Genomic DNA, 17,445 nt, shown 5'->3' with positions numbered 1-17,445 from the left:
CCATGTTACCAAATATCGATTACAGCGAATTACCGCGTGCATTGCAGCACATTCTGAACCGCGACAACCCGGACGTACCAGCAACCCCATCCCGCCGTCACTTTTTGAAGCTGGCTGGCATTGGTGGTTTTGCCCTCGGTGCATTCCCAGCATTATCAATGGCTCAGGCTGCCAGCGACGCAGCAAAGCCACTAAGTCCGACACAACAACCTTCTGCGTTTGTTGAAATTACTGCGGACGGGGCAGTGACCGTTACCATCAACCGTCTCGATTTCGGCCAAGGCGTGCAAACGGCACTACCGATGATCCTGGCAGAAGAACTCGATGCAGACTGGTCGAAAGTTCATAGCAAGCACGGCAATAGCGACGGCGCCTATGTTGATCCAGTGATGGGTTTGCATCTCACAGGTGGCTCTAACTCGATCAAAAATAGCTTCACGCAATACCGCGAGCTGGGCGCGCGTGCACGTGCGATGTTAATCGCTGCCGCTGCGAAACATTGGAATATCGCTCCGGCACAATTACGTACCGCATCAGGTGAAGTGATTGCACCCGATGGCCGCAAACTCGGCTACGGTGAATTGGCTCAAGCAGCGATGGCTCAGCCAGTACCAGAAACCGTGACACTGAAAGATCCAAAAGAGTTCCGCCTGATCGGCAAACCAACAAACCGCCTCGATAGCATCGCAAAAAGCAGCGGACAGCAAAGCTACGGCATTGATACGCACTTGCCAGGTCAATTAACCGCTGTCGTGTTACGTCCACCCGTTTTCGGCGCAAAGATTGCCACACTCGATGACAGCGCAGCACGTCGTGTCCATGGCGTGAAAGCAGTGTTACGCGTGCCACTGGACCGTGGCGCCGAAGGTATTGCGATTATTGGTGATGGCTACTGGTCTGCGAAACAAGGTCGCGATACCGTCAAGGTGACCTGGGATACGTCTGGCGTAGAAAAAGTCGATACCAAGAAGCAATTTGCCCAATACCGCGAACTAGCTAAGCAAACGGGCAACAAATTTTTTGACGCCGATGTCACGCCCATCAGCACTGCAGCCAAAAAGATTCACGCTGAATTCACCTTCCCCTATCTGGCGCATGCGCCAATGGAACCATTGAACTGTACCGTCAGGTTCAATAGCGATTCCGCTGAACTCTGGCTCGGTAGTCAGATGCCTGGTCTGGATGGCATGATGGCCGCACGGGTATTGGGTCTCAAGCCGGAACAAGTTAAAGTCAATGTGCAAATGGCAGGCGGTGGTTTTGGTCGCCGCGCAATCGCGACCAGTGACTATGTCTTTGAAGCATGTTCTATCGCCAAGGCAGTAAAAACAGCGGGGATGGACGTCCCAGTACGTACCATGTGGAGCCGTGAAGATGATATCCGTGGCGGCTACTATCGCCCTGCGCAATTGCATCAGGCAAGCATTGGTCTGGATGCGCACGGCAAAGTGTTAGCGTGGGATCACGTCATCGTCGGTCAGTCGATCACAGCGGGTACACCGTTTGAAGGCTTCATGATCAAGAACGGTATCGACAATACAGCCGTGGAAGGGATGCGTGAGCCCTACGATCTGCCAATGAAACTGACGGTTCATCATCCTAAACTTAACGTGCCTGTTTTGTGGTGGCGCAGCGTCGGCTCGACACATACCGCCTTCGTCATGGAAACGCTGATTGATGAAATCGCCCACGCCAGCAAAAAAGATCCTGTCGCCTATCGTTTAGAGGCCTATGGCGACAAGCACCTGCGTCACCGTGCTGCGTTACAGTTAGCGGTCGAGCAAAGTGGCTACGGTAAAAAATCGCTGCCGAAAGGTCACGCCTGGGGTGTTGCGGTACATGAATCCTTCCAGACTGTTGTCGCCTATGTAGTTGAGGCCTCTCTCAAAAACGGCAAACCTGTTTTACACCGCGCCACTGCCGGCGTTCATTGCAATCTGGCGGTCAATCCACGCACGATTGAAACACAGGTGCAGGGTGCGGCTCTAATGGGATTGTCGATGTGCTTACCTGGCGCAGCAATCACATTTAAAGATGGTGTGGTTGAGCAAAGTAATTTCAGTGATTTCGTGGTACCACGTATTACTGAGATGCCTGAGATTGCCGTCTTTATCGTACCAAGTGCAGAACCACCGACCGGCATGGGCGAACCAGGCTTGCCGCCACTGGCACCGGCATTGGCCAATGCCGTGTATAAACTAACTGGCAAACCAATTCGTCAGTTACCATTTAATGTATAAATAACGCAAAAGAAAGCGCATGGAAGATCTCGATACGATCGTTTTACGTACAGCCCGCCACTGGCAACAGCAAGGGCTGGCCGTGATCTTAGTCACTGTCGCCCGCACGTGGGGTTCCTCCCCACGGCCACCCGGCTCGTTGCTGGCGATTAACGAACGCGGAGAGACCGTAGGGTCGATCTCTGGCGGTTGTATCGAAGATGACCTGATCAGCCGCATCCGTGAAGAAGGCGTACAAGCCGTCTGCACGGATGCACTGCCACAGGTGCAACGATATGGTATTTCGGCCGATCAGGCACATCGTTTTGGATTACCTTGTGGCGGTACTATTGAGTTAGTCCTCGAACCCATTACCGATCGTACTCACTTGGATGCGTTATTGCTCGCCTGCGAACAACGACGCAATATCGCACGCCATCTTGATCTACACACCGGCGAAGCAGAGCTACGCGCCGGCACACGCGGCGGCGTGCCTGTACTAAACGACGATCAACTGATCACCTTTATGGGCCCACAAGTCAGACTCATCGTTATTGGCGCGAGTGATTTGTCACGTTTTTTGTGTCAGTTTGCATTAAGCCTGGGATTTGAAGTGATCGTGTGCGATCCGCGCGAAGAATACCGTGCCAGTTGGCAATTAAGCGGTGTAACCGTATCAGAAGAAATGCCGGATGATTTGATATTGCGCCTCCAGCCTGACGCCCGCACTGCAGTGATTGCCCTCACTCACGATCCTAAACTAGACGACCTGGCACTGATCGATGCCTTACAGTCGCAAGCCTTTTACGTCGGTGCCATCGGCTCACGCCGCAACAGCGAACACCGCCGCGAGCGCTTACGTACCCACTTCGACATCCCTGAAGACAGCCTGCAATCCTTGCACGGCCCTGCTGGCCTCTACATTGGCAGCAAAACCCCTGCGGAAATTGCCCTATCTATCATGGCGCAAATCGTTGCCGTCAAAAATGGTATTCCTGAATCGCTCGCTACTGAAGTCGGGACAGGTAAGCTGCAACATGAAAATCCACCCAACTCAGAAATACAGGGCTGCATTGTCTGACGTCATCATTTAGCGGATCAAAACCTTTGTTCGGCTAATTTGAACACGTGAAAGTAAAGTCTATTCGGCTGAGTTGGCACTTTTGCCCATTTACGACATCAACCACTCTCTTTGCACATTTATTTAGTGCTAAATAAGCCACAATTTTCGGGTTTATTCTTGCTATTTTGGTTAAAAAGTAAATATTTGTGAAATAAGATGCGGTTTTAGTTACAATGTGTTGCAATAAATCACACTGTTCATCATGAGCCCTGCCGACACTGAAATCAGCACTATTCTCTCTTTTCCCGTTTCCAGGCAAGTACAGGCATTGCTTGATGAGTCTGTACATGAAGTTATTTCAGCTCGATACACAACCCACCCTCATGGGGCTTTCGGCAAATGTTCTATGTATGCAATCGTTGGGGCACAGGTACTCACGATGCTGACTGGCACGCAATGTACTGCGGTGTGTGGCGGACAAATTATGGATTGTGGTTCTGATCAATATGTCGTCATTTCTCCAAATCGCAAAGAATTACGTAGCGCAAGAAAACTGTCAGAAATCAGCAATTACCATTGCTGGATCCAGGTATCACCAGTTGACAAAGGCGATACATCACCGGTAATTATTGACTTCACGTTACGTCACGATAGTTATTGTGCAAAACTCTTGAAAAAGCCCTTTAATCGCTGTGACTTATTACCGTTTCTATGGGAGGGTATGAGTTATTTTGATAAACCAATTCCCCAAGAATTACGGCATCACCCACATCTGAAAGACCGCGAATACGGTTGGTTATGGCGCAATGCTCATTGTGAAAAATTACTGCAGCAGTACATCGCTGATAACCGTGCGCATTTTTCCCTGCTGTCGTCCCTCGTCCTCGACACATTTGCTAATCGGATTGAGAGACTCAATTCCTGAGTAATTAGCGAATTATCTTTAAGTGCGAGTAGTAATTTCGAGATTACATCCAGGATCATTTAATTTGAACTGGAAATAAAAAAGGGCTCACATTTCTGTGAGCCCTTAGTCTTACTGGTGCCGGCTGCCGGAATCGAACTGGCTACCTGATGATTACAAGTCAACTGCTCTACCAAGTGAGCTAAGCCGGCGGAAATCTTATCGTTTGCACTTGATTACTCAAGCACTTCCGAAGACCAAGATTATAGTCTACTTTATTATTTTAAGCGAGGGCTTTTCTGATTTTTTTTGATCTTTTTCAGGATTTTGACTTGTGGTATCAGTTGGACCGGAACTTACTGCAGCCAGACCAAGGCCAGGTTTAGGTTTTTCTTCAGATTGGCTAGAAGCTAATTCTGTTGTTGCTGTTGATTCACTCAGATCAACCTCAAATGCCATTCCCTGACCATTTTCACTGGCATAGACGGCAAGAACATTCGCCACAGGCACATAAATTTCGCGAGAAACACCGCCGAACCGGGCTTTAAAGGCAACGGCTTCATTATCCATTTTCAGGCCGCTGGTCGCACCAAAGCTGATATTAAGAACAATTTCACCGTTACGGACAAATTCCATAGGAACTTGTGCGGCACCGCCAACTTTCACAGCCATGTAAGGCGTATAGCCATTATCCGTGCACCATTCGTAAATAGCGCGCATGAAATAAGGCTTGGTAGATGTTTCTTGCATAAGAGTTACTCAAACGTATAAATAATTAAGCATAGATTGCAGTTCGTAAAACAACAAGGCTGACCTGATGCATCGAGTCAGCCTTGTTGTTTGATCTGCAGATATTAATCTGTCAATCTAACGATATGATCCGATAGATTAACGACGCATTACTTTTTCAGATGGCGTCAATGCTTCGATATAAGCAGGACGAGAGAAAATACGTTCTGCGTACTTCATGATAGGTGCAGCCGTTTTGGATAATTCGATACCGTAGTGATCAAGGCGCCATAACAATGGTGCAACAGCCACATCCAGCATGGAGAATTCATCACCCAGCATGTATTTGTTTTTGATAAACAAAGGTGCTAATTGCGTCAGACGATCACGAATTTCAGCGCGGGCTTTGTCTTGAACTTTAGCAGAGCTGGTATTTTTGTCGTTTTCCAAAGTATGAACGTGAACGAACAATTCTTTTTCAAAATTAAACAACATCAAACGTGCACGTGCGCGTTGCAATGGGTCAGCTGGCATCAATTGTGGATGCGGAAAACGTTCATCGATGTACTCGTTGATGATATTGGATTCATACAATATCAATTCACGTTCAACCAGAATAGGTACCTGACCATAAGGATTCATGGTCGAAATATCTTCAGGTTTGTTGAATAAATCAACATCACGGATTTCAAAATCCATACCTTTTTCAAACAACACCAAACGGCAACGTTGAGAAAATGGGCAAGTTGTGCCCGAGTAGAGAACCATCATTTTTATAGTTCCTTAAAAACGATCAGGGCGAGGTGCCAGTTTTGCGCACCTCACCCTAGGGATTACTCGTCCGTCTACGACGGAGAAAAACGGACGATCTGAGAAAATTCTGACTTGTTATTTAACTCACTTCGCAAGACAGAAACATTGCTTTTACTTAACTTCCTTCCAGTAGGACGCATTCAAACGCCATGCGAGTGTCGCCAAAAACGCCATGAATATCACAACTATAGCACCTAAACGCTTGCGAGTTGCTTGTGCTGGTTCACCCATCCACTGTAGATATGCTACCAGATCACCGACTGCGTTGTCATATTCTGCTGCGGTTAATGTTCCATCGGAAACTTTTTCGAAACCGTCAAATTTGTGAACCGACTTAGATTCGTCGTGCGGATCCTTCTCTTCGACAAATTTTGCGGTACGAACACCTTGCAATTGCCACAACACATGCGGCATGCCGACATTCGGGAAAACCATGTTGTTCCAGCCAGTTGGACGTGAATCATCTTTGTAATAGGTACGCAGATAAGTGTAAATCCAGTCGGCGCCTGAGCCAGCATCAGATGCTTTGGCACGGGCAATTACCGATAAATCTGGTGGAACTGCACCGAACCAGGCTTTCGCATCTTTTGGTGACATCGTGGTTTTCATCAGATCACCGACTTTTTCACCAGTGAACAGCAAATTAGATTTAATTTGATCTTCTGTCAGACCAATGTCACGCAAGCGGTTATAACGCATCGCCGACGCTGAATGGCAATTCAGGCAGTAATTAACAAATAATTTCGCGCCATTTTGTAATGCAGCCATATCGGTAGAGCGGTCTGGCGCGTGATCCAGAGGAAAACCTCCTTCATTTGCCATCACCATTGCTGGAATAAAGGCCAGCGTCGCGATCAGTTTTTTAAGTAATTTCATGCTTATTCTTCCTCGCTATATTTGCTCAATGAGGCGTAAAAGTTACACGCTTCGGTACTGGTTTAAAGGTACCCATCGCACTCCACCAAGGCATCAACAGGAAGAAGCTGAAGTAGATGATTGCGCAAACCTGAGAGATACGTTCACGGATTGGTGAAGGTGGTTGTACACCCAAATAACCCAAAGTCACGAAAGTGATTGCAAAAACGATGTAAACCAATTTGTGCCAGTCAGGACGATAACGGATAGATTTTACCGGCGACAGGTCGATCCAAGGCAAGAAAGCCAGAATCACAACTGAACCGCCAAACAACACCACACCCCAGAATTTCGCATCCAACGCGCCTGGCATCATGCCTGCAATCGCCAGTAATGCAACGCCAGCAATCGCAAACTTGATTGCTTGTGGCAATTTAGTTTTCAAGAAAATCAAAGCGACATAAGCGGCCACACCAGCTTGAACGACGAACAAGAATTCAGAAGTTGTCGCACGCAAGATCGAATAGAAAGGCGTGAAATACCATGTTGGCGCAATGTGCGGCGGCGTTTTCAGGGAATCAGCAGGAATAAAGTTATTGTATTCCAGGAAATATCCGCCCATTTCTGGGGCAAAGAATATCACTGTACTGAACAACGTCAGGAACACTGTCACACCAAAAATATCGTGGAAAGTGTAATAAGGATGTGAAGGAACACCATCAACAGGATGACCATCAGGACCTAAGTTTTCTTTGATCTCGATACCATCAGGATTATTGGAGCCTACTTCATGCAGAGCAATTAAATGCGCTACAACCAGACCCAGCAATACCAATGGAATTGCAATCACGTGGAAAGAGAAGAAGCGGTTCAGAGTTGCATCGGAAACGACATAATCACCACGGATCCACAAGGACAAATCTGGACCAATGAAAGGAATCGCACCAAACAAGTTAACAATAACTTGCGCACCCCAATACGACATCTGACCCCATGGCAGCAGGTAACCGAAGAACGCTTCAGCCATCAGGCACAAGAAAATCGCGAAACCAAACAACCAGATCAACTCACGTGGTTTGCGATAGGAACCGTACATGAAAGCACGCGCCATATGCAAATAAACCACGATAAAGAACGCCGATGCGCCAGTGGAGTGCATATAACGCACCAACCAACCCCAAGGCACATCACGCATGATGTATTCAACTGAGGCGAACGCCAAAGTAGCGTCTGGTTTGTAATGCATGACGAGGAAAATACCGGTAACGATCTGAATGACCAGCACCAGCATCGCCAGTGAGCCAAAGATGTACCAGAAATTAAAATTCTTTGGAGCGTAGTATTTACCCCATTGATCGTTCCACAGTTTAGTCAGTGGAAAGCGGGAATCGACCCAATTAAGGGCTTTATCAATAACGGGTGCATCCGCCGGGAGCTTTTTCTCAACAAACGCCATGATTACGCCTCACCTTTCTCATCTTTACCGATGACAATTTTGGTATCCGATAAAAACATGTGACGTGGCACATCCAGATTTTGCGGTGCTGGTTTGTTTTTATATACGCGACCGGCCAGATCGAATGTCGAACCGTGACATGGGCACAAGAAGCCGCCTTGCCAGTCATCTGGCAATGAAGGCTGTGCGCCGGGCTGGAATTTTGAGCTTGGTGAGCAACCAAGATGAGAACAAATACCCACAGCAATCAATAAATCTGAATGTTCTTTGCGTGAGCGCGTTTGCTTGTCGCAATACTCTGGCAATTCCATGGTGTAAGGTTTTTTAGACTCTGGGTCTGCGACCTTATCTTCGGTTTTTGGCAAAGTGGCCAACATGTCAGGTGTCCGCTTTAAAATCCATACTGGCTTACCACGCCATTCAACGGTGGTCATTTCACCTGGTTTTAAAGCAGAGATATCTACCTCTACCGGAGCGCCAGCTGCTTTCGCACGCTCTGACGGCTGAAAGGTACTGACAAGTGCCCCTGCCGTTGCTAATCCTGCTACACCACCCGCCGCGCAAGTGGCGACGAGCAAACCGCGACGGCCGGAATCGACCTGCTTTTCATTACTCATACCAACCCCAATCTGTCAAAAATCGAAACTTGATGAAGCTCAAACCCGCATCTAGCAACATTAAATTATAAAGTAGCTATATATGGTTTTAAAGCAAAAACTACCCAAAACAGCAACACTTCCCGTATATTTTTACAATTCCACCTCTATTTGACTTAGTTCATGCTCTCGCACGGCATTTTGTGCCTAAATTTGAAAATCAGTGATTTTATGTAAAGATAATTGACAAACAAAAACGATAAATTAACTGTTTTGCGCATTAAAATACAGTCAATTCTACTTACGGCGCCTTTGCCAAACATTCACCGGAGATTATCAATGAGCATGATGCAAGAATTCAAAACCTTTGCCACTAAAGGGAATGTAGTCGATCTGGCCGTCGGTGTCATCATCGGCGGCGCATTTGGCAAGATTGTTGACTCTTTGGTTGCTGATATGGTCATGCCTGTGATCGGTAAATTATTTGGCGGCCTGGATTTTTCAAACTACTACTTACCACTCAACGGACAGAGCGCACAACTCACTTTGATTGAAGCGAAAAAAGCGGGTGGTGTTTTGGCTTACGGTAATTTTATTACTGTGACCGTCAATTTTATTATCCTGGCTTTTGTTATTTTTCAAATGGTCAGACTAGTTAATAAATTGCGCAACAATGAGCCAGCTCCGGCACCAGCACCAGTTGCAACGCCTGAAGATGTGCTGTTACTCAGAGAAATTCGCGACGCACTGAATAAATAAGACGGACGCTTCTCCCTCTTCATTTCCGGCTAAGACGAACAACCAAAAGGTTGTTTGTCTTAGCCAGAATTATGTCCCAAAGTATTCGGATCGATTACATTTTTAAATCAGACCGGATTATCGATATCAACGAAATGGTGCACGATACCAAATTGTTGTGCCAGATAATCACCTAAAGCTTGTATCCCATACCGTTCTGTCGCGTGGTGACCACAAGCCAGGTACGCAACCCCTGTTTCGCGTGCCAGATGCACGGTAGGTTCCGAGATTTCACCGCTCAAATACACGGTTGCGCCAGCAGCAATGGCCTGGTCTAACATTCCTTGCGCAGCACCAGTGCACCATGCTACCTTCCCAACCCGCTGCGCCGGATCACCAATGAGTAAGGGTTGTCTTCCGAGCTGCCGCGCCACATGATTTTGCAGATCTGCCATCGTCATTACTCCCGGGACGTCGATACCGCCTAGCCAGCCCAGTTCATCCTCGCCAAACCTGCCGTCCGCTCGCAAACCTAAGACCTCCGCCAGACGCGCATTGTTTCCGATGGTGGGATGCTTATCCAAGGGCAAGTGGTAACCGAATAGGGAGATGTCATGTTGCAGCAATAATTTCAAACGCCGCTGCTTATGGCCAATCACGCGCATGTCCTCCCCACGCCAAAAGTAACCATGGTGTACCATAACAGCATCGGCTTGATATTGAATTGCGGCTTCGAGCAAGGCGATGCTGGCGGTGACGCCGGTGACGATCGTTCCAATCTCATTTCGCCCTTCCACCTGCAAGCCATTTGGGCAATAATCACGGATACGCGACACCTGTAATTCAGTCGCTAGAAATGTTGCCAGTTGATCCCTATTTATTGTATTTTTACTCATTATTTACCTTATGCGACGTCTATGGTTATTATTTGCCCAGACTGTAACGGTCGGTCTGGCGTTTTGGTTTATTTTAACCACCCTCAAACCCGACTGGGCAAATAATGCCTGGAGTATTGGTCATAGCGCGGGTCCATCACCGACATTTAAAATAGCCGATACCTCCGTTAAAAGCGCGGCAGCGCAGGGTTCGTACCGTCTGGCGGCGCAAAAAGCAATGCCATCGGTCGTCAATATCTATACATCAAAAGAAGTACAACGTTCCAGAAATCCTTTACTCAATGACCCTGCCTTGCGACGTTTTTTTGGTGAGCAAGCCGGTCCCAGAGCAGAGCGTCAATCCAGCCTTGGGTCGGGAGTGATTGTCAGTCCCGAGGGCTATATTCTCACGAATAATCACGTTGTCGAATCCGCAGATGAAATTGATGTGGCGTTGGCTGACGGCAGAAACGTCGCAGCTAAAGTCGTTGGAACCGATCCAGAAACGGATTTGGCAGTCATTAAAATTGATCTTCAAAACTTACCCGCAATTACCCTTGGGCATGAAGATGCTGCACAGGTTGGCGACGTCGTGCTAGCGATCGGCAATCCATTTGGTGTTGGCCAAACAGTAACGATGGGTATCGTCTCAGCACTTGGCCGCAAAAATTTGACTGAGAATGCATTCCAAAATTTTATTCAAACGGATGCGGCGATCAATCCGGGCAACTCTGGTGGTGCATTGGTCGACATCAATGGGAATTTACTCGGAATCAATACTGCCATCTATTCGCAAACAGGCGGATCGGTCGGGATTGGTTTTGCAACGCCGATTTCCACTGTCAAATCAGTGATGGAATCCATTATTACGCAAGGCCAGGTAGTCCGAGGCTGGATCGGCGTTGAACCACAAGATATCACTCCAGAACTAGCGGAAAGTTTTGGTATCAAACAGAAATCGGGTGCAATCATTGCGGGTGTGATTCGCGGTGGCCCCGCCGATAAAGCGGGTATGAAGCCGGGCGATATTCTGGTTACCATCGAAGGCAAACCTGTTACTGGAACCATGGAGATGATGAACCTGGTTGCGCAGCTGACACCTGGAAACAAAGCGAAAATTACGGTCTTACGAAATAATCAAGAGCCTACCCTGCAGATCCTGGTCGGTAAGCGACCTCCCTCACGACGCGAAGAGTAAAACCTCATGCACCTGATTGACTTACAAGCTTTTCTGTCGGAACTCTCAGACAATAATAATAGAGCGTGGTTTGTGATGAACAAACCACGTTACGATATTCTGCGTGCGGAATTTTTACAACTGGTGACCGAATTAATCGCCGGCATACAAAAATTCGACCCAGCGATTGCTGGCTGTGAACCGAAGAAAGCTTTATTCCGCATCAATCGTGACGTCCGCTTCGGGCATGATAAATCCCCGTACAAGACGACTTTTTCATCATCTATTCTGCCGAGTGGCCGAAAAAAACCCAGCGAAGGCGGGGGCCCCGCATATTACTTTCAGTTAGATGCAAACGGCAGACTTTTTTTCGCCTGCGGAGAATATATGCCACCTGCTGATCGCTTGAAAGCCATTCGTGATCATATACTTCATGATGAAGCTGGATTTGAAAAATTACTGAAAGATAAAAAACTCAAACAGTTTTTTGGTGAACTACAAGAGGAAGGCAAACTTAAGCGTCCACCAAAAGGCTACGACGCTGATCTCAAGCATATCGAATACCTGAAGCTGAAAAATTTTATGGTCTGGACTGAGTGTCCGTATCAAGGCTTAAGTAGTGACGAAGTCAAGCAAACATTGCTCAACGCATATCAGAGTGCTCTGCCACTGGTGCATTGGTTACGCGCTGCGTAAACGTTTCAAATGCACGTTTCAAATACACGTTTCAAATGCACATTTCAAATGCACGTTTCAAATGCAAAATTAAAAAGACGGGAAATAGTCAATGACGTCCCGTCTTTTTTCTAAATCGGCTTTGAGCTGATATCTTTGAAATCACTTAGTCCACGCTATCGGGCGCCTGTGTCACACGCACAAACAGCGGTGCAATCATCAGGCCAAGCTCATACAACAACCACATAGGCAATGCCAGTGAAAACTGACTCACTAAATCAGGTGGGGTCACAATGGCTGCAATCACAAACGCGCCAACAATCACATACGGTCGAATCGCTTTAAGTTTCTCAACCGAGACCAGTCCCATACGAACGAGCACAACGACCACCACTGGCACTTCAAAGGTCACGCCAAATGCGAGACACATTGACATGATGAAATCCAGATAGTTTTCTATATCCGGTGCCATATGAATGGAGGTTGGAGAAAACGCATTAATAAATTTAAAAACGCGACTGAAGACGATGAAATAGCAAAACGCAACGCCAGTTAAAAAAAGAAGTGATGAAGAAATCACTAACGGTGCAATCAAGCGTTTCTCATGAGCATATAGACCAGGTGCAATGAATGCCCATGCTTGATATAAGATCCACGGCAAGGCGACCAAGACCGCCAGTAACATCGTGACTTTCATCGGCACCATGAAAGGCGAAATCACGCCAGTGGCAATCATCTGCGAACCTACCGGTAAGGAATCTACCATAGGCTGTGCCAGAAAATCATAAATCACCGATGGGCCAGGCCATAACATTAATAGCACGGTGGCGATCGCCAAGCCGTAACAGGCCTTTACCAGACGGTCACGTAATTCGACCAGATGAGAAATAAAACTTTCCTCAACGCTGGGTTCAATTTTATCGCTCATGCGAATACCACCCAAAATAAAAAACGCCGGGACATAGAAATGGACTTAAAAGAAACTGATCGGAGGCCGAGATTTGGCGCGGTGTCGCGCCATGCGAGCTGAACCAGAGACAATATGTTGACGTTGACCATGGCGATTTTTGTACCAACTTGGAATAGCGGATGTTTTTGTCAGCTTTTTACGGCGAAAATCTTTTGCTTTGCGTGCCAGTTGTTCAGTGCTGACAAAGACCTCGCTTGATGTCGCATCCGACGTCGTTACGTCCTGACCGATCGTACGCAATTCTTCGGAAGTGTCGTTCCATGATTGCGCGACAGACTGCTCTACATTATTCGCAGCTTCCTGGACATCTTTTTGCATCTTGCGCAATTCATCGAGCTCAATTTCCTTGCTAACTTCCGCCTTAACGTCGTTAATATAACGTTGCGCTCGCCCCAACAGGGTACCCGCCATGCGGGCAACCCGTGGCAACTTTTCGGGGCCAATAACAATTAACGCAACCACGCCAATTAGAGCGAGTTTGCTGATACCTAAATCAATCATTGCATCTGCCCGGGCTGATGACTACTGCTAAAAAAATCACAGTTTTGATTTCTCTTTAGCGTCAACATCAATGGTTTTTTCTGCATTCGCCTGAGCGACAGGTGCTTTTTCTTCTTCACCCTTGATGCCATCTTTGAAACCTTTGACTGCTTTACCAAGATCACTACCGATATTGCCCAATTTTTTGGTGCCGAAAATCAAAATTACAACAACTAAAACGACGATCCAATGCAAACCACTAAATGAACCCATTTTCAACTCCTGATGAGAGTTTTACTCTCAGATAATAAATTAGCTCTGTCCACGCCAAGGTTGAGGACCACCGATGACGTGCAGATGCAGATGATACACCTCTTGTCCACCATCAGTGCCCGTATTAATCAAGGTTTTATAGCCACCAGTATATTTACCGTCTGCCTGCAAAACTGGAGCGCAACCATGTTCCGCAGCTAATTTAGGCGCCAAACCGAGTATTTTTCCAAGCAATGCTTCATGTTCCGCTTTTGCCGATGACAAGGTATCTAAGTGTATTTTCGGAATCACCAACAGATGTACCGGAGCGGCTGGATTAATATCTTTAAATGCCAACAAGTCATCGTCTTCATAGACAATTGTTGATGGAGTTTGTTTAGCTGCAATTTTACAGAAAATACAATTATCCACGTTTTATCCGTTTCTTTTAAACAAAGAGGCAAGAAAATTGATTTATTATTGACTGATTTTTAGTCTTTTAGTCTTTTAGACTTTTTCGACCTTGCTCAGGCTACTTCTCTGACCGGGCGGCTTTTTCATCCAAACCAGAAAGTCCCTCGCGCCGGGCCAGCTCATCGATGACTTGCTGCGGGCGCAGATCGTACTGCGCTAACATGACAAGTGAATGAAACCACAAATCAGCACATTCATACAAGACTTTAGTATGGTCGCCAGATACCCGCGCGTCTTTTGCCGCCATCACTGTTTCCGTCGCTTCTTCACCGATTTTTTTGAGAATAGCGTCATCGCCTTTGGAAAATAGACGGGCGACGTAGGAAGTGTCAGGGTTGCCGCCGTTGGCCAACTTGCGGCTTTCGATTATGTCAGACAGTCGCTGTAAAACTTGCTCTTGGGATGCATTCATTTATAAATACTTTCCGGGTCTTTCAATACGGGATCCACAGCATGCCAGTCACCGTCGTTTAAGCTCCCTTCAAATTTTTGAAAGAAACACGAATGGCGACCAGTATGGCAAGCGATACTATCGATTTGTTCGATCTTTAGCAAAACCACGTCTTCGTCGCAGTCGAGCCGAATTTCTTTGACCTTTTGCACATGGCCAGATTCTTCACCTTTGTGCCACAATTTCTTACGTGAGCGGCTCCAATAGACAGCCTCACCCAGCTCAACTGTTCTGGATAACGCTTCACGGTTCATCCAGGCAAACATTAATACATCATTGCTGCTGGCTTCCTGAGCAATCACAGGTACCAACCCTTGATCATCCCACTTCACTTTATTTAGCCATTTAGCGGCACTCATACCAACCTCATCGGAATTTGTTGCGCTGCCATGAATTGCTTTGCTTCGCCAACTGTATGCTGACCATAATGAAAAATACTGGCGGCCAAAACGGCATCCGCTCCGCCTATTTTGATGCCATCAGCCAAATCTTGCAAATTACCAACGCCACCTGATGCAATCACCGGGATCGATACGGCGTCGGCAATTGCACGGGTTAATCCCAAGTCAAAACCAGAACGCGTCCCATCTTTATCCATGCTGGTCAACAAAATCTCGCCAGCGCCTAGTTTGGCCATATTTTTTGCCCATTCAACCGCATCCAGACCTGTTGCATTGCGTCCGCCGTGGGTGAATACTTCCCATTTTCCGGGACCAACATTTTTAGCATCAATCGCCACTACGATACACTGCGAGCCATATTTTTGCGCAGCATCGGCCACTAATTGTGGATTTGTTACGGCTGACGTATTGATTCCGACCTTATCAGCGCCAGCATTCAACAAGCGGCGCACATCAGCGACGGTGCGAACGCCACCACCAACAGTCAGTGGGATAAAAACCTGAGAAGCCACGGCCTCGATAATTGGGAGAATCAAATCACGACCATCGGATGAGGCAGTGATGTCAAGGAAGGTAATCTCGTCAGCACCTTGTGCATCATAGCGACGGGCGATCTCGACCGGATCACCGGCGTCTCGCAACTCTTGAAAATTGATTCCCTTCACGACACGACCCGCAGTCACGTCGAGACAAGGAATAATACGTTTGGCTAATGTCATTCGGCGTCTTCTTCTATGTAATACGCAACGCCATCGTCGGTAAGTTCATCGGCACGGTCTTGCGCCGTCAACAAATCCAGCGTGCCTTCATAGATTGAGCGACCACAAATCACGCCTTCAATACCTTCGGCCTGGACTTCGCACAACGCTTCGACGTCGGCTAAATTATGGACACCACCAGAAGCAATAACTGGAATACTCACGGCCTGCGCTAATTTGACTGTGGCGTCGATATTCACACCGCCCATCATGCCGTCGCGACCAATATCAGTATAAATAATGGCTTCAACACCATAACCTTCAAATTTTTGTGCCAGATCGATCACTTCATGACCGGATAATTTACTCCAGCCATCCGTTGCGACTTTACCATCTTTGGCATCAATACCTACAATGATCTGACCTGGAAATGCGCTGCAGGCGTCTGCCAGGAAACCAGGATTCTTGACGGCAGCTGTGCCGATAATGATGTACGAGAGCCCGCCATCCAGATAACGCTCGATGGTATCGAGGTCGCGAATACCGCCACCGAGCTGTACTGGAATTTCGTCTGTATCGGTCTCTTCAGCGTAATCGCGCACCGCCTGAATAATTGCTTTTACTGCCGCTTCATTTTTAGGTTTACCGGCGAATGCGCCATTCAGATCGACCAAATGCAAGCGGCGTGCGCCTTGCTTGAGCCAATGACGGGCAGTTTCGGCAGGATCCTCAGAAAACACGGTGGCTTGGTCCATATCACCTTGTTTGAGGCGTACGCAGTGACCATCTTTCAGGTCGATAGCAGGGATGAGCAACATGATGTAAAAGAAATATAAGCGTCTAAAAGACAGTAAAAAATCAAAATAGCCAATTTAAGTGAACTTGATGAAAACGATGCGCCTGTGAGGACGCAAGGCTGTCATCAGGGCTTCCAGTGTACAAAGTTTTTATACAGTTGCAAGCCAGCTTGTGCACTCTTTTCCGGATGGAATTGTGTTGCAAAAATATTGTCACGTGCGACAGCACATGAGAACGGCTGACCGTAATCAGTTAAACCCACGGTATGCATCGTATTTTCCGGTTGTGCATAGTAACTATGCACAAAATAAAAATACGCCTCATCCGGTATATCTTGCCACAAAGCATGAGACCGTGATTGTTGCACCCGGTTCCATCCCATTTGTGGCACTTTAAAGCGCGAACCGTCAGCTTGCAATTGACCATCGAGTGCAAAGCGTACGACCTTACCTGGTAACAAACCTAAACCTGGTGTTTGTCCTTCTTCACTCAGATCGAACAACATTTGTTCGCCAACGCAGACACCGAACAAAGGTTTGCTACGGGAGGCTTCCAGCACTGCCTCTTGCACCCCAGAATCACGCAAACTACGCATACAATCTGGCATCGCGCCCTGACCAGGTAAAACGATCCGGTCAGCACTCTGAATATCGGCGACTTCGCCTGAAATAAGCACATTTGCTTCAGGCGCGACAGCACGCAGGGCTTGCGCCACCGAGCGCAAATTTCCCATACCGTAATCAACAACAACAATTTTATTCATCATAATTTACCCCGTATCAACATGGCCGACTCGTGATCACGCGCATGTCAGGACAGAG

Annotated in this window: 21 protein-coding genes and 1 tRNA gene; 6 read left to right on the top strand and 16 right to left on the bottom strand. The window is 47.3% G+C overall.

Annotated features, from left to right (window positions below; genetic code table 11):
• Positions 1-2 precede the first annotated feature (2 nt).
• From ACO0K1_RS11215 to ACO0K1_RS11205, 3 genes are all read left to right on the top strand, one after another.
• Positions 3-2,240, top strand: a complete 2,238-nt coding sequence (locus tag ACO0K1_RS11215; protein WP_423025679.1) for a molybdopterin cofactor-binding domain-containing protein — start codon at positions 3-5, stop codon at positions 2,238-2,240.
• 19 nt (positions 2,241-2,259) lie between these two features.
• A complete protein-coding gene (locus ACO0K1_RS11210) occupies positions 2,260-3,300 on the top strand; it encodes an XdhC family protein (protein WP_423025677.1) in 1,041 nt (346 codons plus the stop codon).
• Between the two features lie 388 nt (positions 3,301-3,688).
• A complete protein-coding gene (locus tag ACO0K1_RS11205; RefSeq protein WP_423025675.1) occupies positions 3,689-4,207 on the top strand; it encodes a hypothetical protein in 519 nt (172 codons plus the stop codon).
• Positions 4,208-4,322: 115 nt separating this feature from the next.
• On the opposite strand, the gene ACO0K1_RS11200 is transcribed toward ACO0K1_RS11205, so the two are convergent.
• From ACO0K1_RS11200 to petA, 6 genes are all read right to left on the bottom strand, one after another.
• Positions 4,323-4,398 (bottom strand) — tRNA-Thr (locus tag ACO0K1_RS11200).
• Positions 4,399-4,456: 58 nt separating this feature from the next.
• Positions 4,457-4,936, bottom strand: coding sequence for a ClpXP protease specificity-enhancing factor (locus tag ACO0K1_RS11195; protein WP_423025673.1), 480 nt, complete (start codon positions 4,934-4,936; stop codon positions 4,457-4,459).
• 138 nt (positions 4,937-5,074) lie between these two features.
• The gene (locus ACO0K1_RS11190; RefSeq protein ID WP_186913049.1) at positions 5,075-5,686 is read right to left on the bottom strand and encodes a glutathione S-transferase N-terminal domain-containing protein; all 612 of its coding nucleotides are present in this window, start codon (positions 5,684-5,686) and stop codon (positions 5,075-5,077) included.
• Between the two features lie 153 nt (positions 5,687-5,839).
• On the bottom strand, positions 5,840-6,604 hold the full coding sequence (locus ACO0K1_RS11185; RefSeq protein WP_423025671.1) for a cytochrome c1: 765 nt from the start codon (positions 6,602-6,604) through the stop codon (positions 5,840-5,842).
• Between the two features lie 25 nt (positions 6,605-6,629).
• The gene (locus ACO0K1_RS11180) at positions 6,630-8,042 is read right to left on the bottom strand and encodes a cytochrome b (RefSeq protein WP_423025712.1); all 1,413 of its coding nucleotides are present in this window, start codon (positions 8,040-8,042) and stop codon (positions 6,630-6,632) included.
• On the bottom strand, positions 8,042-8,656 hold the full coding sequence (gene petA, locus ACO0K1_RS11175) for a ubiquinol-cytochrome c reductase iron-sulfur subunit (RefSeq protein WP_423025669.1): 615 nt from the start codon (positions 8,654-8,656) through the stop codon (positions 8,042-8,044). The genes ACO0K1_RS11180 and petA overlap by 1 nt, the downstream gene beginning before the upstream one ends.
• A 318-nt stretch (positions 8,657-8,974) precedes the next feature.
• On the opposite strand from petA, the gene mscL reads away from it, so the two are divergent.
• Positions 8,975-9,394 (top strand): large conductance mechanosensitive channel protein MscL, encoded by a 420-nt coding sequence (gene mscL, locus ACO0K1_RS11170; RefSeq protein ID WP_423025667.1) that lies wholly within the window; start codon positions 8,975-8,977, stop codon positions 9,392-9,394.
• 107 nt (positions 9,395-9,501) lie between these two features.
• On the opposite strand, the gene ACO0K1_RS11165 is transcribed toward mscL, so the two are convergent.
• Positions 9,502-10,269 carry a Nif3-like dinuclear metal center hexameric protein gene (locus tag ACO0K1_RS11165; protein ID WP_423025665.1) on the bottom strand — a complete coding sequence of 256 codons (768 nt, stop codon included), beginning with the start codon at positions 10,267-10,269 and terminating at the stop codon, positions 9,502-9,504.
• Between the two features lie 10 nt (positions 10,270-10,279).
• Between ACO0K1_RS11165 and ACO0K1_RS11160 the strand changes: the two genes are divergently transcribed.
• Positions 10,280-11,446, top strand: a complete 1,167-nt coding sequence (locus ACO0K1_RS11160) for a Do family serine endopeptidase (protein ID WP_423025663.1) — start codon at positions 10,280-10,282, stop codon at positions 11,444-11,446.
• A 6-nt stretch (positions 11,447-11,452) separates the two neighbouring features.
• On the top strand, positions 11,453-12,121 hold the full coding sequence (locus tag ACO0K1_RS11155) for a DUF2461 domain-containing protein (RefSeq protein WP_423025661.1): 669 nt from the start codon (positions 11,453-11,455) through the stop codon (positions 12,119-12,121).
• 145 nt (positions 12,122-12,266) lie between these two features.
• Here the strand turns inward: ACO0K1_RS11155 and tatC are convergent, their stop codons facing one another.
• From tatC to hisH, 9 genes are all read right to left on the bottom strand, one after another.
• Positions 12,267-13,028 (bottom strand): twin-arginine translocase subunit TatC, encoded by a 762-nt coding sequence (gene tatC / locus ACO0K1_RS11150; protein WP_423025659.1) that lies wholly within the window; start codon positions 13,026-13,028, stop codon positions 12,267-12,269.
• Between the two features lie 45 nt (positions 13,029-13,073).
• Positions 13,074-13,571, bottom strand: a complete 498-nt coding sequence (tatB, locus tag ACO0K1_RS11145) for a Sec-independent protein translocase protein TatB (RefSeq protein WP_423025657.1) — start codon at positions 13,569-13,571, stop codon at positions 13,074-13,076.
• 36 nt (positions 13,572-13,607) lie between these two features.
• Complete coding sequence (gene tatA / locus ACO0K1_RS11140) at positions 13,608-13,823, bottom strand: Sec-independent protein translocase subunit TatA (RefSeq protein ID WP_423025655.1); 216 nt, start codon at positions 13,821-13,823, stop codon at positions 13,608-13,610.
• Positions 13,824-13,862: 39 nt separating this feature from the next.
• A complete protein-coding gene (locus ACO0K1_RS11135) occupies positions 13,863-14,234 on the bottom strand; it encodes a histidine triad nucleotide-binding protein (RefSeq protein ID WP_423025653.1) in 372 nt (123 codons plus the stop codon).
• Positions 14,235-14,334: 100 nt separating this feature from the next.
• Positions 14,335-14,688, bottom strand: a complete 354-nt coding sequence (locus tag ACO0K1_RS11130; RefSeq protein WP_423025651.1) for a phosphoribosyl-ATP diphosphatase — start codon at positions 14,686-14,688, stop codon at positions 14,335-14,337.
• Positions 14,685-15,086, bottom strand: coding sequence for a phosphoribosyl-AMP cyclohydrolase (gene hisI / locus ACO0K1_RS11125; protein ID WP_423025649.1), 402 nt, complete (start codon positions 15,084-15,086; stop codon positions 14,685-14,687). The genes ACO0K1_RS11130 and hisI overlap by 4 nt, the downstream gene beginning before the upstream one ends.
• Positions 15,083-15,847 carry an imidazole glycerol phosphate synthase subunit HisF gene (hisF, locus tag ACO0K1_RS11120; protein WP_423025647.1) on the bottom strand — a complete coding sequence of 255 codons (765 nt, stop codon included), beginning with the start codon at positions 15,845-15,847 and terminating at the stop codon, positions 15,083-15,085. Before hisF ends, hisI begins: the two co-directional genes overlap by 4 nt.
• The gene (gene hisA, locus ACO0K1_RS11115) at positions 15,844-16,644 is read right to left on the bottom strand and encodes a 1-(5-phosphoribosyl)-5-[(5-phosphoribosylamino)methylideneamino]imidazole-4-carboxamide isomerase (RefSeq protein WP_423025645.1); all 801 of its coding nucleotides are present in this window, start codon (positions 16,642-16,644) and stop codon (positions 15,844-15,846) included. Before hisA ends, hisF begins: the two co-directional genes overlap by 4 nt.
• A gap of 104 nt (positions 16,645-16,748) precedes the next feature.
• Positions 16,749-17,387 (bottom strand): imidazole glycerol phosphate synthase subunit HisH, encoded by a 639-nt coding sequence (gene hisH / locus ACO0K1_RS11110; RefSeq protein ID WP_423025710.1) that lies wholly within the window; start codon positions 17,385-17,387, stop codon positions 16,749-16,751.
• Between the last annotated feature and the right edge of the window lie 58 nt (positions 17,388-17,445).

It is taken from the genome of Undibacterium sp. SXout20W (assembly GCF_049340285.1).
GTDB lineage: Bacteria > Pseudomonadota > Gammaproteobacteria > Burkholderiales > Burkholderiaceae_D > Undibacterium.
The sequence above is the reverse complement of the archived record's forward strand: the minus strand, read 5'-3'. Positions and strand labels throughout refer to the sequence as shown.